Raw genomic sequence first — 15,415 nt, forward strand, 5'->3', positions numbered from 1 at the left:
ACAACTAGAGCATCGCCAGGCCGCCATCGACGGCGATGGTGGTGCCACTGACGAAAGAAGCCTTGCCCGACAGCAACCAGCAGATCACTTCGGCCGCTTCCTCGGCGCTGCCTTCGCGGCGCAGGGCCGTCATGCCATGCAGTTGTTCAAGCTTGCCGGCATCACGGGTGGTGTCGTCGAGCATCGGCGTGCGGATCACTGCCGGGGCGACGCAGTTGACGTTGATGCCGCGCGGCCCGAGCTCACGCGCCAGGCCTTTGCTGAGGGTGATGACCGCGCCCTTGCTGGTGGCATACCCCAGTGTGCCGGCCAACCCGCCACCGCGAATGCCGGCGACACTGGCCACCGTGCAAATGCGTCCGCCACGCGCCATTAGGCGAACCGACTGCTGCACCACACTGAAGGTCGCGATCAGGTTGATATCCAGCAACTGACGCAAGCGCGCAACGCTCAACTGCTCGAAAGGCGCGGTATCAACGACACCGGCGCAGGTGGCCAGTACGTCCACCCGCCCCTGCCAGTGTTCAATCTCGGTAAACGTTGCCGCCACTGCCTGCTCGTCACACAAGTCCAGGGTGAAGCTGCGATGCTGCGGGCCAAGCGCCGCCAACGTCGCCGCCAACCCGCGCTCATCGAGGTCCAGACACGCGACCCGATAGCCCTCGTCAGCCAGTTGCCGGGCAGTTGCCGCGCCGATCCCGCTGGCCGCGCCGGTCACCACGGCAACCTTGGTTTGTTCCAACATATCAACTGCACTCCTTGAGGCAAACCGTGAACCTTTCATTACCAGTCCACGCCTGTCCGACATGCTAAAAGAATGTTGAGACAACAACTACTCGCTTACCGGCCCCCGATAATAACGGGGCAAAGCCGAGCCGCTGCCAGGTTTAACTCGCATTTAACAAAATTGTTAAATATCCGATACCCAGACTCGTTATCGCCGACGAAATGCGAGCAACTTGCAAATCCATTTTATTTTCATCGCGACAAATCGACGCAGCGTCTCATAACGAACCATAACGTCCATTTAAAACCCAGCAAGCCCGCGTATTTCCTGAGCTCAACCTGAGCAATCACGCAGCGCCGCACTCGGTTATTTGAATGCGAGTAGCCATAGCACGGCAACTTGCCTAGGATAAGAAACAAATTGAAACGTTGTTAAAAGTGACAACTACCCGCTCAACGATGTTTCAACTTTCTTGCAATCTTCAGCCCCACAAATCAATAAAAGGACGTTCACGATGAGCAACAAGGGTTTTGACACCGTCATTGAAATCAAATACCGCGACACCGACTCGATGGGTCATGTCAGCAGCCCGATTTATTATGACTACATGCAGCACGCCTACCTCTGCTACATGCACGATCTGCTGAAACTGCCAAAGAGCGAAAAGCTGCCGCACATCATGGTTCGCAGTGAGTGCGACTACATCAAGCAAGCCATGTATGGCGAAACCCTGGTGGTCACCAGCGAAGTCGTGAAGTTCGGCACCAAGAGCTTTGAAATCGAGCACACCATGCGCCGTCAGGACGACAGCAAGGAAGTGGTCGCCAAGGCCAAGTCCTACCACGTCATGTTCGACTACGACAAACAGTCCACCATCCCTGTACCGCAAGCATTCAAGGATCAGGTCCTGGCGTTCCAGGAAGGCTGAGCAGCTGCTCAAGGATGACGGTTTCGCCGGGCGCCTTGCGGCCGGCGAACAGACTGCAAAGGTAACCTAGCAATGAAACTCTCCTGGACTCCGCAGCAACATGAGTTGCTGGTGAAATATCGGGAAATCGGTGCCGAGCTGGCCACCGCCCGCAAAACCGCAGCGCCCGGTTTCGATCATTACGGTTGGCAACGCCTGTGCGACGCCGGCCTGTGGCAATTGGTGATTCCGGCCAGCCATGGCGGCCTGGGCGAGGACTGGTGGGGCTTTACCGCCGCCCTCGAAGGCCTGGCCTCTTCGATCCGCACGCCGGAGCTGTTGCTCTCGGTGATCGCTCAGGCCGGCATGGTTCGCGCGCTGATGCTGTACGGCAGCGACGAGCAGAAAGACCGCTACCTGACCGCGATCCTCAACGGTGCACTGAGTGCCACCGGCATTGCCGAACCCGGTACCGGTACCGATGTGCGCAGCATCCACAGCCTGCTGACGCCGGTCGCCGACGGATATCGCCTGAACGGCAGCAAGTTCAATATCGCCCACGCACCAGTGGCCGATTTCATGCTGATCGTGACCAAGCTGGACACTGACGCCAAAGCCAACATTGCCCTGGTCATGATCGACAAGGACACCCCGGGCCTGACCCGCGGCGAGCCTGACGACAAGCTGGGCAACAAGCACCTGCCCACCGGCCCGCTGTATTTCGACAACCTGGCCATCCCGGCGTCCCAGGTGCTCGGTCAGCCTGGTCGCGGGCTGCAGCAGCTGATCAAGATCATTTCCCTGGGGCGCCTGTACTACGGCCTGGTGGCCGCCAACCTGCCGACTCCGTTCCTGACCGAGGCCATGCAGTACGCGGCGCAGCGCGAAAGCTTCAACAGCGCTATCGACAACCACCAGTATGTGCAGAAGCGCCTGGTGGACCTGGCCATGGGCATGGAGCGCAACCGCTGGATGGTTTATGCCGCGCTGGATCAGCTGCTCAACGACCATCCACAGGCGTTGATGAGCTGCTCGATCGCCAAGCTCGGCGCGGCCCAGGACTTCATCAACAGCGCCATCAGCCTGCTCAAGCTGTATGGCAGCCTGGGTTACCACGAAGGCGACATCGCCAACCTGGTCAAGGATGCGTTGGGGTTCGCCAGCGTCGGCGGCACCGAAGAAATGCACCAGAAAAACATCTTCAACCAGCTGCTACGCCTGACACAGGCCGCCTGAAGCGGTCGAGCCAGCAGCCCGCAAGCCTTTTTTCGCAACCCCTGCCACCACGCCGGCCAGGCCCGTACGGTCCTGCCAGGCGTGGCACGGCGGCGGGATTCTGCCTGCCTTTTATTCCGTCCATCCATGAAGAGAGCAGATCGGATGCCAACCAAATCGATACCCCTGCACAGAACCCCCGTCGCCCAGATGCCTGCTGCCTTTGCCCAGCCCGTCGACGACCGCTTCGAACATGCCAGCCTCGATGAACTGCGCGCGCATCAGTTGCTGCGCCTGCGTCAGAGCCTGGCGCACGCTTACAACAACGTGCCCTGGTACCGCGAGCAGTTCCATGCCCGGGACGTGCACCCCTATGACCTGGAGAGCCTGGAAGACCTGTCCCGCTTCCCGCTGACCAGCAAGGCCGAACTGCGCGAGCATTACCCCTTCGGCCTGTTCGCCGTGCCCATGGACCAGGTGTCACGCCTGCATGCCTCCAGCGGCACCACCGGCAAACCGACCGTGGTCGGCTACACCCGCAACGACATCGACGTCTGGTCCTCGTTGGTGGCCCGTTCGATCCGTGCCGCTGGCGGCAAGCGCGGCGACCGAATCCACATCGCCTATGGCTACGGCCTGTTTACCGGGGGCCTGGGGGCCCACTACGGCGCCGAGAAACTCGGCTGCACGGTGATCCCGATGTCAGGCGGCCAGACCGCACGCCAGGTGCAACTGCTCAAGGACTTCCAGCCAGACATCATCATGGTCACCCCCTCCTACATGCTCAACATCGCCGAGGAAATCGAGCGCCAGGGCATCAACCCTCATGAGCTGTCGCTGCGGGTCGGGATCTTCGGTGCCGAGCCCTGGGGCCAGCAGATGCGCACCGAGCTGGAGCAACGCCTGGGAATCCAGGCCCTGGACATCTATGGCCTGTCGGAAGTCATGGGCCCGGGCGTGGCCATGGAACACCTGGACACCAAGGATGGGCCGACCCTCTGGGAAGACCATTTCTACCCGGAAATCATCGACCCGCAAACCGGCGAAGTGCTGCCCGACGGCCAGTTCGGCGAGCTGGTACTGACCACCCTGAGTAAGGAAGCGCTGCCGATGGTGCGCTACCGCACCCGTGACCTCACCCGCCTGCTGCCAGGGAATGGCCGGGCCATGCGCCGGCTGGACAAGATTACCGGCCGCAGCGACGACATGCTGATCATTCGCGGGGTCAATGTGTTCCCCAGCCAGATCGAGGAACAGCTGCTGAACCTGTTCATCTTCAGCCCCGTGCATGAGCTGCACGTCAGCCGCGAGGGCAACCTCGACTCGCTGACCGTCCAGGTCGAAATGCGCCCTGAGCACAGCCGCCTGAGCACCGAGGAACAGCTTGCCGCCTGCCAGCACCTCAGCCACCAGATCAAGGTGCATGTGGGCATCAGCACGCGCATCGTCCTGCAGCCGTGCAACACCCTCAAGCGCTCTGAAGGCAAGGCCGGAAAAGTCATCGATCTGCGCGGCAAACGCTAAAAGCCTGCTGCCCGCCCCCCTCAAAGGACTCACGAGGTTGACCCCATCATGGATATGACCATTGGCGATTTTCTCCTGCGTCGCCTGCAGGAATTCGGCATCCGCCATCTGTTCGGCGTGCCCGGCGACTACAACCTGACCCTGCTCGAACAGGTCGAAGCCCTGCCGCAACTGCGCTTCATCGGTAACTGCAACGAACTCAACGCCGCCTATGCCGCCGACGGCTACGCCCGCACCCAGGGCTTTGGCGCGGTACTGACGACCTACGGGGTGGGCGACCTGAGCGCCCTCAACGGCATTGCCGGCGCCTATGCCGAGCGGGTCCCGGTCATCATGATTTCCGGCATGCCGCCCTTGCACGCGATTATCGACCGCGCCCTGATGCACCACACCCTGTGCGACGGCAACTACGACAACATCATGGTCACCCTGCGCCAGTTCACCGTGGCCCAGGCACGCATCACCGTGGAAAACGCCGCCCAGGAAATCGACCGGGTGCTGCAGACCTGTTTCCGCGAGCGCCGGCCGGTCTACCTGCAACTGCCGTCGGATCTGGCCTGCCTGCACATCGAAGTGCCCCAAACGCCGCTGCAGTTGAGCGAAACCCGCAGCGAGCCGGGCCAGTTGCTCAACGTGGTCACGCAACTGCACCAGCGTCTGGCCAGTGCCAGCAACCCGGTGTTGCTGGTGGACATCGACGTCGAACGTTTTGGTCTGACCGCGCAGGTACTCGAGCTGATCGAGCGCCTTGAGCTGCCCTTTGCCAACCTGCCGCCAGCCAAGGCCATGCTGCCGGAATCGCACCCGCTGTTTCTCGGTACCTATGCCGGTGCGGGCTCGGCGCCAAGCGTGCGTGAAGCCATCGAGCAGGCGGACTGCGTGATCAGTATCGGCGCCCGCTTCACCGACACCAGCACCGCGTTGTTCTCGCAGAAGTTCAAGGATGGCGCCCTGATCCAGTTGCAGCCTTACGCCGCCTCGCTGGGCAAAGTGCACTACAACGCGGTGAGCATGCGCCAGGTGCTGGAAAAGCTCGTTCAGCAACCACCAACGCTACGGGCCACGCCGCGGCAGATACCACCGTTCAGCGCCCCGCCAGCGGTGCGCGCCTTGCCCGAGCAACCGCTCAGCCAGTTGCGCTTCTGGCAGCGCATGGCCCACCTGATCAAGGGCGACGAACTGATCATTGCCGAAAGCGGCACGTCATCGGCGGGGCTCAATGGCCTGCGCATGCCCAGCGGCGTGACCTACATCACCCAGCCGATCTGGGGCTCGATCGGCTACACCCTGCCGGCCCTGCTCGGCAGCCTGCTGGCACAGCCCGAGCGGCGGCAAATGCTGTTCATTGGCGACGGTTCGTTGCAGATGACCGTGCAGGAGCTGTCGACCATCCTCGCCCACCAACTCAAGCCGGTGATCTTCCTGATCAACAACGATGGCTACACCATCGAGCGGCTGATCCTCGGCGAGAATTCCAGCTACAACGACATCAACCCGTGGCGCTATGCGCAACTGCCACAGGTGCTCGATACCCGCGATCGCTCACGGCATTTCACCGTGCACACCGAAGACCAGCTGGAGGCCGCGCTGGTCGAGGCCGAAGGCGCTGACACCCTGGTGTTCATTGAAGTGGTGATGGAACGCATGGACGCACCGGAGTCGCTCAAGCGCTTTGCCCGTCTGTTTGCCGAGTTCGACTACGGCCTGCAACCGCTCAGCCAGCCAGCAATCGCCAGCTGAAACCCGCGCCTGGGCGACCACCGTCGCCCAGGCCGCAGGTGATCAGGCAATCGAGCGAACCACCCCGCCATCCACACGCATTGCCGCACCCGTCGTGGCGCTGGCCTGACGCGACGCCAGGTAGACCACCAGGCTGGCAACCTCCTCGACCGTCGCCAAGCGTTTGATGATCGAACTGGAACGATGCTCGGCGATGAAGCTGGCTTCCAGCTCCTCGGCGGGCACACCCTGCTCTTCGGCCATCTGGCTGAAGAAACCACCGACGCCTTCGGAGCGAGTCGGCCCCGGCAGTACCGCGTTGACGGTTACGCCGGTCCCGGCCAGGGTTTCCGCCAGGCCGCGGGATATCGCCAGCAAGGCCGTCTTGGTGGTGCCGTAGTGAACCATCTCGGTCGGGATCTGCAACGCCGATTCGCTCGACAGGAACAACACCCGCCCCCACTCACGCTCGGCCATGGCCGGGGCGTAGTGACGCGACAGGCGCACTGCGCTCATCACGTTGACTTCAAAGAAGCGCCGCCAGTCGTCGTCAGTGATGTCAAAGAAGCCCTTGGGTTCGAAGATCCCCAGGTTGTTCACCAGAATGTCGGTATCCGGTACTTTGGCAAACAACGTCTCGGCCCCTTCGGCAGTCCCCAGGTCAGCCGTCACGCCGGTTACCCGCGCGCCCGGCAGCTTGCGCTGGATCTGTTCGATGGCGCGGGTCACCCGTGCCTTGCTGCGCCCGTTGATCACTACTTCAGCGCCTGCCTCTGCCAGCCCGAAGGCAATGGCAAAGCCGATACCGGCCGTGGAGCCGCTGACGATCGCACGTTTGCCGTGCAAGGAAATATTCATACCTGCGTCCTTATATGGATGAAATGAGAGCCCACAAACAGCACGCCGCCAACAGCGTTGAAGGCTGTTGGCCACGGCTTCATGGCTGTTTGACCGCTGCCATCAGTCGAGTTCGGCAGCGGCCTGGAGCGAAGGCGCAAAAGATTGCCAGCCACCGCCCAGGGATTTGTACAACCCGACCATCGCCAGCGAGGTCGCGGCACTGCTTTCTACCCACTGCTCCTGGTTGGCCAGCAGCGTGCCCTGCACGGTCAAGACGTTGAGAAAGTCCACCGCGCCCTCCACGTACTGGCGCTGCGCGGTTTCCAGGGCCACCCGGCTCTGGCGCACCGCTTCATCGAGCAGGTCGCGACGCAATTGACTGGCGTTGTACAAGCGAAGCACATCATCGATCTCGTGCCAGGCACGCAACACCACCTGCTGGTACTGCAACGCCGCTTCCTGCTGTTGCGCCTCGCGCAGCTTGAGCACGCCCTTGAGGCGCCCGCCTTCAAAAATCGGCAAGCTCAATTGCGGGCCGATCGCAAAGCGGCGGGAACTCCAGTTACCGAAGTCCGAGAGCTGCAGCGACTGAAAGCCGGCGCTGCCGGACAAGCGAATGCTCGGGTAGAAGTTGGCCTTGGCCACGCCGATGCTGGCCGTGGCGGCGTGCAACTGCGCCTGGGCCTGGCGGATGTCCGGGCGACGCTCGGCCAGTTCAGACGGCACGCCCATGGCAAAGCGTTGTACCGTGCGCGGTAACTCGACCGGCGTGAGCAGTTCGTTCTGCAGGCTGCGCGGCGGCTCGGCAACCAGCAGGCTCAGGGCGTTGATCAGCTGCGCCTGGCGCTCTTCCAGAGTCGGTAGCCGCGCCTCGATCGAGGCCACCTGGGCGGCGGCCTGGGCGACATCGAGGTTGGTCGCCACGCCATCGTTCAAACGCATCTGCGACAGGCGCAGGCTATGCCGGGAGACATCCAGGTTCTCGCGTACCACCGCCAGGGTGTTCTGCACTGCGCGCAACTGGATGTAGTCACGGGCGGTTTCGGCCAGCAACGACAAGAGCACACCCTGGCGATCGTTTTCGGCCACTTCGACGCTGGCGTCCGCGGCCTCCACCTCACGGCGCACGCGGCCCCACAGGTCCAGTTCCCAGGACGCGGTGAAATCCCCCTGCCAGAGGTTGAAGGCTGACTTGCCGCCCTTGCCGGACGGGTCAGCGAGGCCTTCGGCACTGTTGCGAGTGCGGCTGTAGCCGCCATCGAGGTCCACCGCCGGGTACTTGTCGGACGCGATGCTCATGCGCACCGCACGGCTTTGCATCAGCCGCGAGGTGGCAATCTGCAGATCGAGGTTGCGCTCCACCGCGCGCTGGATCAACGCCGACAGCTGGCGGTCGTCGAAGGTTTCCCACCAGCGCGCCTCCAGGGGCGCGCTCTGCGGCTGGCTGGGGGCCGGTTTTTCCTGCAGCGCAGGCCATGCCGAGGGCGCGGTGCTTTTCGGCGCCTCGAAGTCCGGGCCGACGGTGCAGGCGCTCAAGGTCAGCGTAGCGCCAAGCACGAGGGGCGAAGCCGTGTATGCAAGTCTCATCGAACACTGACCTCGTTACCCGCCTCGGCCTTGGCCTTGCTCTGGGTGTCGATCCTGGCCACGACCGACATGCCGACCCGCAAACGCTCCAGCAACGGCTGGTCGGCATCGAAGACGATCTTCACCGGAATACGCTGCACCACCTTGGTGAAGTTACCGGTGGCGTTGTCCGGCTTGACCGCCGCGAAGGTCAGGCCGGTGGCCGGGGCGACACTTTGCACGCGACCGCGCAGGCGTTCACCGGCAAAGGTATCAACGCTCACCTCGACGATTTGCCCAGGCAGCACGTGGGTCAATTGGGTTTCCTGGAAGTTGCCGATCACATAGGCACGCTCCAGCGGCACCACCGAGAGCATCCGCGCCCCCGGGTTGACGTAAGCCCCCACGCGCACCGCACGCTCGCCGACCATGCCGTCGATGGGCGCGACGATCGTGGTGTAGGACAGGTCCAGGCGGGCGCGCTCCAGCGCCGCCTCGGCATGCTTGAGGCCACCCTGGGCAGCATCGACCTGGGCGGTGAGGATATCGATCTGCTTGCGCGCCGCCGCCAGCGCCGCGCTGGAGTTGGCCAGGCGCGCGCGCGCCTGGTCGACCCGGCTGCGCGCCTGCTGGGCGTTCTGCACGGTGCCCGCGCCCTGCTCGGCCAGGCGGCTGTGGCGGGTCAGTTCATGGTTGGCGAAGGCAAGTTCCGCTTCGTCGGCTGCCACCGTTGCCTGCGCCTGGGAAATCAGCGATGCCTGACGCTCCAGGGTCGCCCTGGCGTTCTGCGCCTGGGCCTTGGACATCAGCAACTGCGCTTCGGCCGCCGCCAGGGCCGCCTGAAAATCGCGGTCATCGATCAGTGCCAGGGTCTGCCCGGCCTTGACCCGCTGGTTATCCTCGACCAGCACCCGGGTGATAAAACCCGAGACTTTCGGCGCGACCACGGTGTAGTCGGCCGAGACATAGGCATCGTTGGTCGATTGCACGCCGCCCGAACCGAAGATCGAGGGCAAGGCAGTAAAGGCTATGCCGCCGACGATGAGCACCGCCGCTGCAATCAAGGCCAATTTATGGTTTTTACTTAGGGTCATTACGACTATCTCTCTCAGCAGGAACGCTATGCCACCGCACGGGGTGGATAGATCCGGGTGGGCACAAAAGGAATCAGCAGGATCAACGCCAGCGCCAGCAGCGCCATGCACAGGTAGAGGTCGGCCGAGGTCAGCACCACGGCCTGTTCATGGATACGCTTGGCCAGGCCCGGTGCACTGGCATCGGCCAGGGGTGAATTGCCCAGGTTGTCCACCAGCATGTTCGAGTGAAAATGCCGGCGTACCGTGGTCAGCGCCTCCAGCACCCCGGCGGCGACCACCGAGGCCAGGCCCTTGACGGTGTTGAACCAGGCCGAAGCGAACGGGCCGTCTTGCGGGGTCATGCCGCCAGTGGCGAGCATCAGCAGCGGGATCACCGCCATCGGCTGACCGAAGATCTGGAACAGTTGCAGCACGTAGAAGTTGTCGCGAATCCACTGCGAGGTAATCATCGTGCCGCCAAAGCACGACACCGCCAGCATGCCCAGGCCAATGGCCAGAACCCAGCGGCAGTCCACCGCGCGGATGTTGCACAGCGCTGCGGTCAGCGGCAGGGCCAGCAACTGCGGCAACGCCACCAGCAACATCACCGGGCCCGTCTGCACCGGCCGGTAGCCCTGGATCTGGGCGAGGAAGCTGGACGGAATGATGATCACCGCCGAAAGCACTACCAGCACCCCGCCGAGGGTGACCAGGGCATGGGTGAGGTTGCGGTTGCTGAGCATCTGCAATTTGAAGAACGGCAGCGGGTGCGACCATTCGTTGATCATGAACAGCACCAGCAGTGCCAGGCCGCCGCCCAGCAACCAGCAGATCAACGGCGAGTTGAACCAGCCCATGCGATCGCCCTGGCTCAGGCCGATGACAATCGAGCAAATGGCCGGCAGGCCCAGCAGCAACCCGCGCCAGTCAAACTGCTTGAAGCGCTCCAGGCGCAGCGGGTCTTGCGGCAACCCCCAGGCCACGCAAGCCATGGCCAGCAACGACGGCAGGATGATCTGCCAGAACGCCCACTGCCAACCGACGTACTCGGTCCACAAGCCCGCCAGCGGCAGCCCCAGGCTCGGCCCGAAGGTGGCCGTCAAGGCGTAGCCGGCCAGGCCATAGAGTTTGATGCCAGGGGGCAGGAAACGCAGCGCCACGCTCATCAGCATCGGCGGCAAGGCCCCGCCGGCAAAGCCCTGCAGGGTGCGCAGCAGCATCAGGGTTTCCTGGTTGGGCGCGAACGGGCAGAGCAAACCGAGCAGGGCGAAGGCGCCAATCGCGCAGAGGGTGAAACGCCGCAGGGAGAAGGTCACCGAGCACCAGGGCGCGAAAGCCATGGCCGAGACCGAGGTCGCCGAGTACAAGGCGACCAGCCATGAACCTTCGTCAGACCCGATGTGCATGCCACCACGAATATCGGCCAGGGCCATTTTCGTGACCATCTCGTTGAGGCCGGCGCAGAGTACCGCCAGCAGCACACCGAGCAGGCCGATGACGATGCGCGGGCCGAATGCCGCCGGTGCCGCAGGCTTGGCCGGGGCAGGTGCCGGTGCGGCGACGACGGCCGCACCCGGGGTGGCCAGGGCCTCCAACGAACTCATGGCCTGCCCCCGGGAACGGGCGCAGGGGCACGGTAAAACAGGTACAGGCGCATGGCTTCAGAACTCCGGGTAATTGAGGTACCCGGCAAGTCTATGGAGGCCGATTACTGACGAAAACTGACATATTCGCAGCTTTATGCTGCATGAGACGCAACTATACGATCAGGTATATATAAGCGCTCAAAAGCATCAATCTTGACGTTAACACTCAGGCTTTACTGCAACACTCCTTGAGCGTCTGGCGCAGCCAGCGATGGGCAGGATCGTTGTCATAGCGCGGGTGCCAGGCCTGCATGATGGTCACCGATTCCAGCGCCATGGGGATGCGGAACGAACGTAGCGGCAGGCCCAGACGGGCAACACTGAGCAGCACGTGTTGGGGCAGGGGCAGCAGCAGGTCGGACTCGGGCAGGGAGAACATCGCCGAGTGAAAACTCGGGGTAATCAACGCCACCCGCCGGCTCAGGCCCATCCCCGCCAGCGCTGAGTCGATTGGCCCGGTGGCGCGACCGCGGCGTGAGACGCTGATCTGTTCGAAGGCGGCGAAGCGCTCCGGGGTGATCTCATCGTTGAAGATCGGGTGATCGACCCGCGCCAGGCCCACGAAGGTGGTGGCAAACAGGCTTTGCACCTTGATTTCCGGGCCGAGGTTGCGCGTGGCGCTGATGTACAGGTCCAGGCGCCCATCGCGCAGGCTGTCGTCCTCGTCACCGCCCTCGCCTTCCGGGACAAAACGCAGCACGGTACGCGGCGCCTGCTGGCGCATGGTTTCCAGCAAGGGGGCCGCGAACGGCGCGATAAACACATCGTTGGCGCGCAGGTTGAACGAGCGCTCCAGGGTCAGCAGGTCAACCTCGTCACTGGAGCTGAACACCTGCCCGGCCTGTTCGACCACGCTGCGCACCTGGGTGCGCAGGGCCATGGCCTTGGGGGTCGGTACCAGGCCGCGGCCGGCGCGGACCAGAATCGGGTCGCCGACGGCATGGCGAATTCGCGTCAGGGTGCGGCTCATGGCCGCCGGGCTGAGGTTCATGCGACGAGCCGCACCGACCACACTGCCTTCATCGAGCAGCGCATCCAGCGCAACCAGCAAGTTCATATCCGGAAAGTGCATGGTAAGCATCCATTCATGTATTTCAGTGAATCCGCTGCAATCTTACCAGTTTCTGCAGGTTTTCCAGCCCTTGCATTCTGCGCAACTAGTCATTGCACCGCGCACCATTTACCCGGCCGCACGCTTTTTCAAGAATGCCTGCTCTTTGTATTCAGAATGGGTCCCGTCACCATGTACAGCTCGGTACTGATCGCCATTGATGGCTCTGCGCGCAGCCGCGGCATCCTCGAAACCGTCAGCCGCTTCTGCGAACCCGCGCGCCATCAGTTGCATGTGCTGCTGGCGGTCGACGTGGCCTACGCCCTGGCCGAGGAGAACAGACGCATCAGCGCCTTCGACCAAAGTGAATACCCGGCCGCCAGCCATGAACAGCAAATGGCCGACATGACCATGCAGCAAGCCGTGGACTACCTGCGCACCCGCGGCTTCCAGACCGAAGGCAACCTGGTCAACGGTGACCCGGTATCGACCATCGTCGCCGAGGCCAAGCGCCTGGAAAGCGACCTGATCGTCATGGGCCATCGCCACCTGTCGCGCCTGGACCGCATGCTCGACCCTTCGATCAGCAGCAAGGTCATCGACAAGGCCGGCTGCCCGGTGCTGGTCGATGCCCGCCACGTCTGACCCTTCCCCTTTACCGAGATCGCACGGATGAAACTCGACTACCTGCAACTGGAACAGATCGGCGCTGTTGCCCTGATCCGCCTCAACCGTCCCGAGGTGCTCAACTCGTTGTGCTGCGAACTGGCCGCGGAGCTGGCCGGTGTGCTTGACCACCTTGAGCAGGACCGTAGCGTCCGCGCCCTGGTACTGACCGGTGGCGACACCGTGTTTGCCGCCGGCGCTGACATCAAGGCGATGCGTGATCGCAGCTACATGGATGTCTACACCAGCGATTTCGTGACCGTGGACTGGGAGCGCCTGGCGAGCTTTCGCAAGCCCAGCATCGCCGCAGTGGCCGGTTACGCACTGGGTGGTGGCTGCGAACTGGCGCTGATGTGCGACATGATCATCGCTGCCGACAGCGCCCGCTTCGGCCAGCCGGAAATCAAGATCGGCACCATCCCCGGCGCCGGTGGCAGCCAGCGCCTGGCCCGCTCGATCGGCAAGGCCAAGACCATGGACATGGTCCTCACCGGCCGCACCATGGATGCCGAAGAAGCCGAGCGCTGCGGGCTGGTCAGCCGCCGAGTCAGCGATCAGGCCCTGCTCGACGAAGCCCTGCAGGCTGCGGCGCGGATTGCCAGCTACTCTGGCCCGGTCAGCATGATGGCCAAGGAAGCGGTCAACCGCGCCTTCGAGACCACCCTGAGCGAAGGCGTGCGCCAGGAGCGGCGTTTGTTCCACTCCACCTTCGCCATCGAGGACCAGAAGGAAGGCATGGCGGCGTTTGCCGAGAAACGCGCGCCGCAGTTCATGCATCGCTAAGAAATTGGTTCTTCACGGAATCCTGGGGGGCTAGGGATCCTTGGGTTGTTCTGGCTGCGAGCTTATCCATTCGCTGTGGCGCCGCGGCCGGCCCCTTCCGCCCTTACGGCGGCCTACTTTTCTCTTGGGAAAAGTAGGCAAAACCGCTTGCTCCTGCATACGGCCCTACGCTGCGCTTCGGGTCCCTTCGCTACGGCGCCCTCCGGGGCATCGCGGCCTACGACTTGCTACGCCAAGTCTACGTCTCGCGTCTTCGGCTAACGCCGAAGGTGCTGCGCACTGCCCCTACAGGCACCTTCGCTCAGCCTCCTGAAGTCGCTTTTGGCGGCGCCTGGAATTACGTGCATGAAGATCAAGATCAGCATCAAGATGAAGCAGGTCGGTCCTCGCTTCGGGGTCAGTTTGGCTACGCCATAATCCGCTTTCGCAGATACGCCCGTGCAGGCGCTGCCCGTAACTTCGCGACTTCAGGAGGCTGAGCGTAGGTGTCTGGAGGGGGCTGGTGCGTAGCACCCTTCGGCCCAAGCCGAAGTCGCGAGACGTAGACTTGGCGTAGCAAGTCGTAGGCCGCGATGCCCCTGGAAGGCACCGAAGCGAAGGAACCCGAAGCGCAGCGTAGGGCCGTATGCGGGAGCGAGCGGTTTTGCCTACTTTTCCCAAGAGAAAAGTAGGACGCCGTAAAGGCGGAAGGGGCCAGCCGCAGCGCCACAACGAATGGATAAGCTCGCAATCTGAACATCCCACCCCACCCCTAGGATCATAGTCCCCAAAATTTCGATTGGCCCGCCCCTAGATCCTGTAGAAGCGGGCTTGCCCCGCGATCAACTCAACCCTGCGCCTTGCCGGGCTTGACCACCACCGTACAGGTGGTACCCGCCGCCAGCAAAAAGCCCTCGGGCACTTCATCGATATGAATCCGCACCGGCACCCGCTGGGCCAGGCGCACCCAGTTGAAGGTCGGATTGACGTCAGCGATCAGCTCGCGGCTTTCCGGGTTGTCGCGGTCATAGATACCGCGCGAGATACTCTCTACATGCCCTTTGAGCCGCTCGCCGCTCATCATCTGCAACTCGGCCTGGTCGCCCACCCGCACGTGCGGCAGCTTGGTCTCTTCGAAGAAGCCATAAACCCAGAACGAATCCTTGTCGACCACCGCCATCTTCGGCTCGCCGGTGCGCGCGTAGTCACCACGATGGACGTTGAGGTTGGTGACATAGCCATCGACCGTGGCGAGGATCTTGGTCCGCTTGAGGTCCAGCTCGGCCGCCGCCAATTGCGCCTGGGCCTGCTGGTAATCGGCCAGCGCCGAGTTGGCGATGTTGCTGGCGTCGTCACGGTTCTCCCGCGAGATCACCAGGTTGTCCATGTCGGCGCGGCGATGGGCGTTGACCTTGCGCATTTCCCAGGTGGCCTTGCGCGAGGCGACCAGCGCCTGGGCCTGGCGGACCGCCACTTGGTAGTGCTCGGGGTCAATCTGCAGCAGCACATCGCCCTTCTTCACCAACTGGTTGTCGCGCACCGGCACATCGACCACGTAGCCCGGCACGTCGGCAGCGACGTTGATGATGTCGGCACGCACGCGCCCGTCGCGGGTCCAGGGCGTGTTCATGTAATGCACCCAGAGCTGGCGACCGATCACCACGGCAGCGGCCAGCACGAGCAAGGTGGCGATCAGGCTGAAAAACTTTTTCATCA

The 15,415-nt window shown here is 63.1% G+C and carries 13 protein-coding genes; 6 read left to right on the forward strand and 7 right to left on the reverse strand.

The annotated features are described in order from the left end of the window. Positions 1-4: 4 nt before the first annotated feature. Positions 5-745: an SDR family NAD(P)-dependent oxidoreductase gene (locus tag KHO53_RS05980; RefSeq protein WP_010220694.1), complete on the reverse strand. Its 741-nt coding sequence runs from the start codon at positions 743-745 to the stop codon at positions 5-7. Between the two features lie 496 nt (positions 746-1,241). Between KHO53_RS05980 and KHO53_RS05985 the strand changes: the two genes are divergently transcribed. The 4 genes from KHO53_RS05985 (at position 1,242) to KHO53_RS06000 (ending at position 6,113) form a co-directional block, all read left to right on the forward strand. Continuing rightward, the gene (locus KHO53_RS05985; protein WP_010220692.1) at positions 1,242-1,655 is read left to right on the forward strand and encodes an acyl-CoA thioesterase; all 414 of its coding nucleotides are present in this window, start codon (positions 1,242-1,244) and stop codon (positions 1,653-1,655) included. A 72-nt stretch (positions 1,656-1,727) separates the two neighbouring features. Then, positions 1,728-2,870 carry an acyl-CoA dehydrogenase family protein gene (locus KHO53_RS05990; RefSeq protein ID WP_010220691.1) on the forward strand — a complete coding sequence of 381 codons (1,143 nt, stop codon included), beginning with the start codon at positions 1,728-1,730 and terminating at the stop codon, positions 2,868-2,870. A gap of 189 nt (positions 2,871-3,059) precedes the next feature. Further along, entirely contained in the window at positions 3,060-4,373 is a 1,314-nt protein-coding gene (gene paaK / locus KHO53_RS05995) for a phenylacetate--CoA ligase PaaK (RefSeq protein WP_010220690.1), read from the forward strand. Between the two features lie 48 nt (positions 4,374-4,421). Next, positions 4,422-6,113 carry an alpha-keto acid decarboxylase family protein gene (locus tag KHO53_RS06000; RefSeq protein WP_100782525.1) on the forward strand — a complete coding sequence of 564 codons (1,692 nt, stop codon included), beginning with the start codon at positions 4,422-4,424 and terminating at the stop codon, positions 6,111-6,113. A gap of 42 nt (positions 6,114-6,155) precedes the next feature. On the opposite strand, the gene KHO53_RS06005 is transcribed toward KHO53_RS06000, so the two are convergent. From KHO53_RS06005 to KHO53_RS06025, 5 genes are all read right to left on the reverse strand, one after another. Beyond that, the gene (locus tag KHO53_RS06005; protein ID WP_010220688.1) at positions 6,156-6,950 is read right to left on the reverse strand and encodes an SDR family NAD(P)-dependent oxidoreductase; all 795 of its coding nucleotides are present in this window, start codon (positions 6,948-6,950) and stop codon (positions 6,156-6,158) included. A gap of 102 nt (positions 6,951-7,052) precedes the next feature. Further along, a complete protein-coding gene (locus tag KHO53_RS06010) occupies positions 7,053-8,519 on the reverse strand; it encodes an efflux transporter outer membrane subunit (protein ID WP_036996834.1) in 1,467 nt (488 codons plus the stop codon). Then, positions 8,516-9,592 (reverse strand): HlyD family secretion protein, encoded by a 1,077-nt coding sequence (locus KHO53_RS06015; RefSeq protein WP_026001173.1) that lies wholly within the window; start codon positions 9,590-9,592, stop codon positions 8,516-8,518. Before KHO53_RS06015 ends, KHO53_RS06010 begins: the two co-directional genes overlap by 4 nt. 26 nt (positions 9,593-9,618) lie before the next feature. After that, entirely contained in the window at positions 9,619-11,178 is a 1,560-nt protein-coding gene (locus KHO53_RS06020; RefSeq protein ID WP_010220684.1) for an MFS transporter, read from the reverse strand. A 208-nt stretch (positions 11,179-11,386) separates the two neighbouring features. Then, entirely contained in the window at positions 11,387-12,292 is a 906-nt protein-coding gene (locus KHO53_RS06025) for a LysR family transcriptional regulator (protein ID WP_010220683.1), read from the reverse strand. 171 nt (positions 12,293-12,463) lie between these two features. On the opposite strand from KHO53_RS06025, the gene KHO53_RS06030 reads away from it, so the two are divergent. Further along, positions 12,464-12,916, forward strand: a complete 453-nt coding sequence (locus tag KHO53_RS06030; RefSeq protein WP_010220682.1) for a universal stress protein — start codon at positions 12,464-12,466, stop codon at positions 12,914-12,916. A 27-nt stretch (positions 12,917-12,943) separates the two neighbouring features. Continuing rightward, the gene (locus KHO53_RS06035) at positions 12,944-13,720 is read left to right on the forward strand and encodes an enoyl-CoA hydratase (RefSeq protein WP_010220681.1); all 777 of its coding nucleotides are present in this window, start codon (positions 12,944-12,946) and stop codon (positions 13,718-13,720) included. Between the two features lie 826 nt (positions 13,721-14,546). Here the strand turns inward: KHO53_RS06035 and KHO53_RS06040 are convergent. Further along, a complete protein-coding gene (locus KHO53_RS06040) occupies positions 14,547-15,413 on the reverse strand; it encodes an efflux RND transporter periplasmic adaptor subunit (protein WP_010220680.1) in 867 nt (288 codons plus the stop codon). Between the last annotated feature and the right edge of the window lie 2 nt (positions 15,414-15,415).

The sequence above is a fragment of the Pseudomonas sp. RC2C2 genome, from assembly GCF_018390435.1.
Lineage (GTDB): Bacteria > Pseudomonadota > Gammaproteobacteria > Pseudomonadales > Pseudomonadaceae > Aquipseudomonas > Aquipseudomonas donghuensis.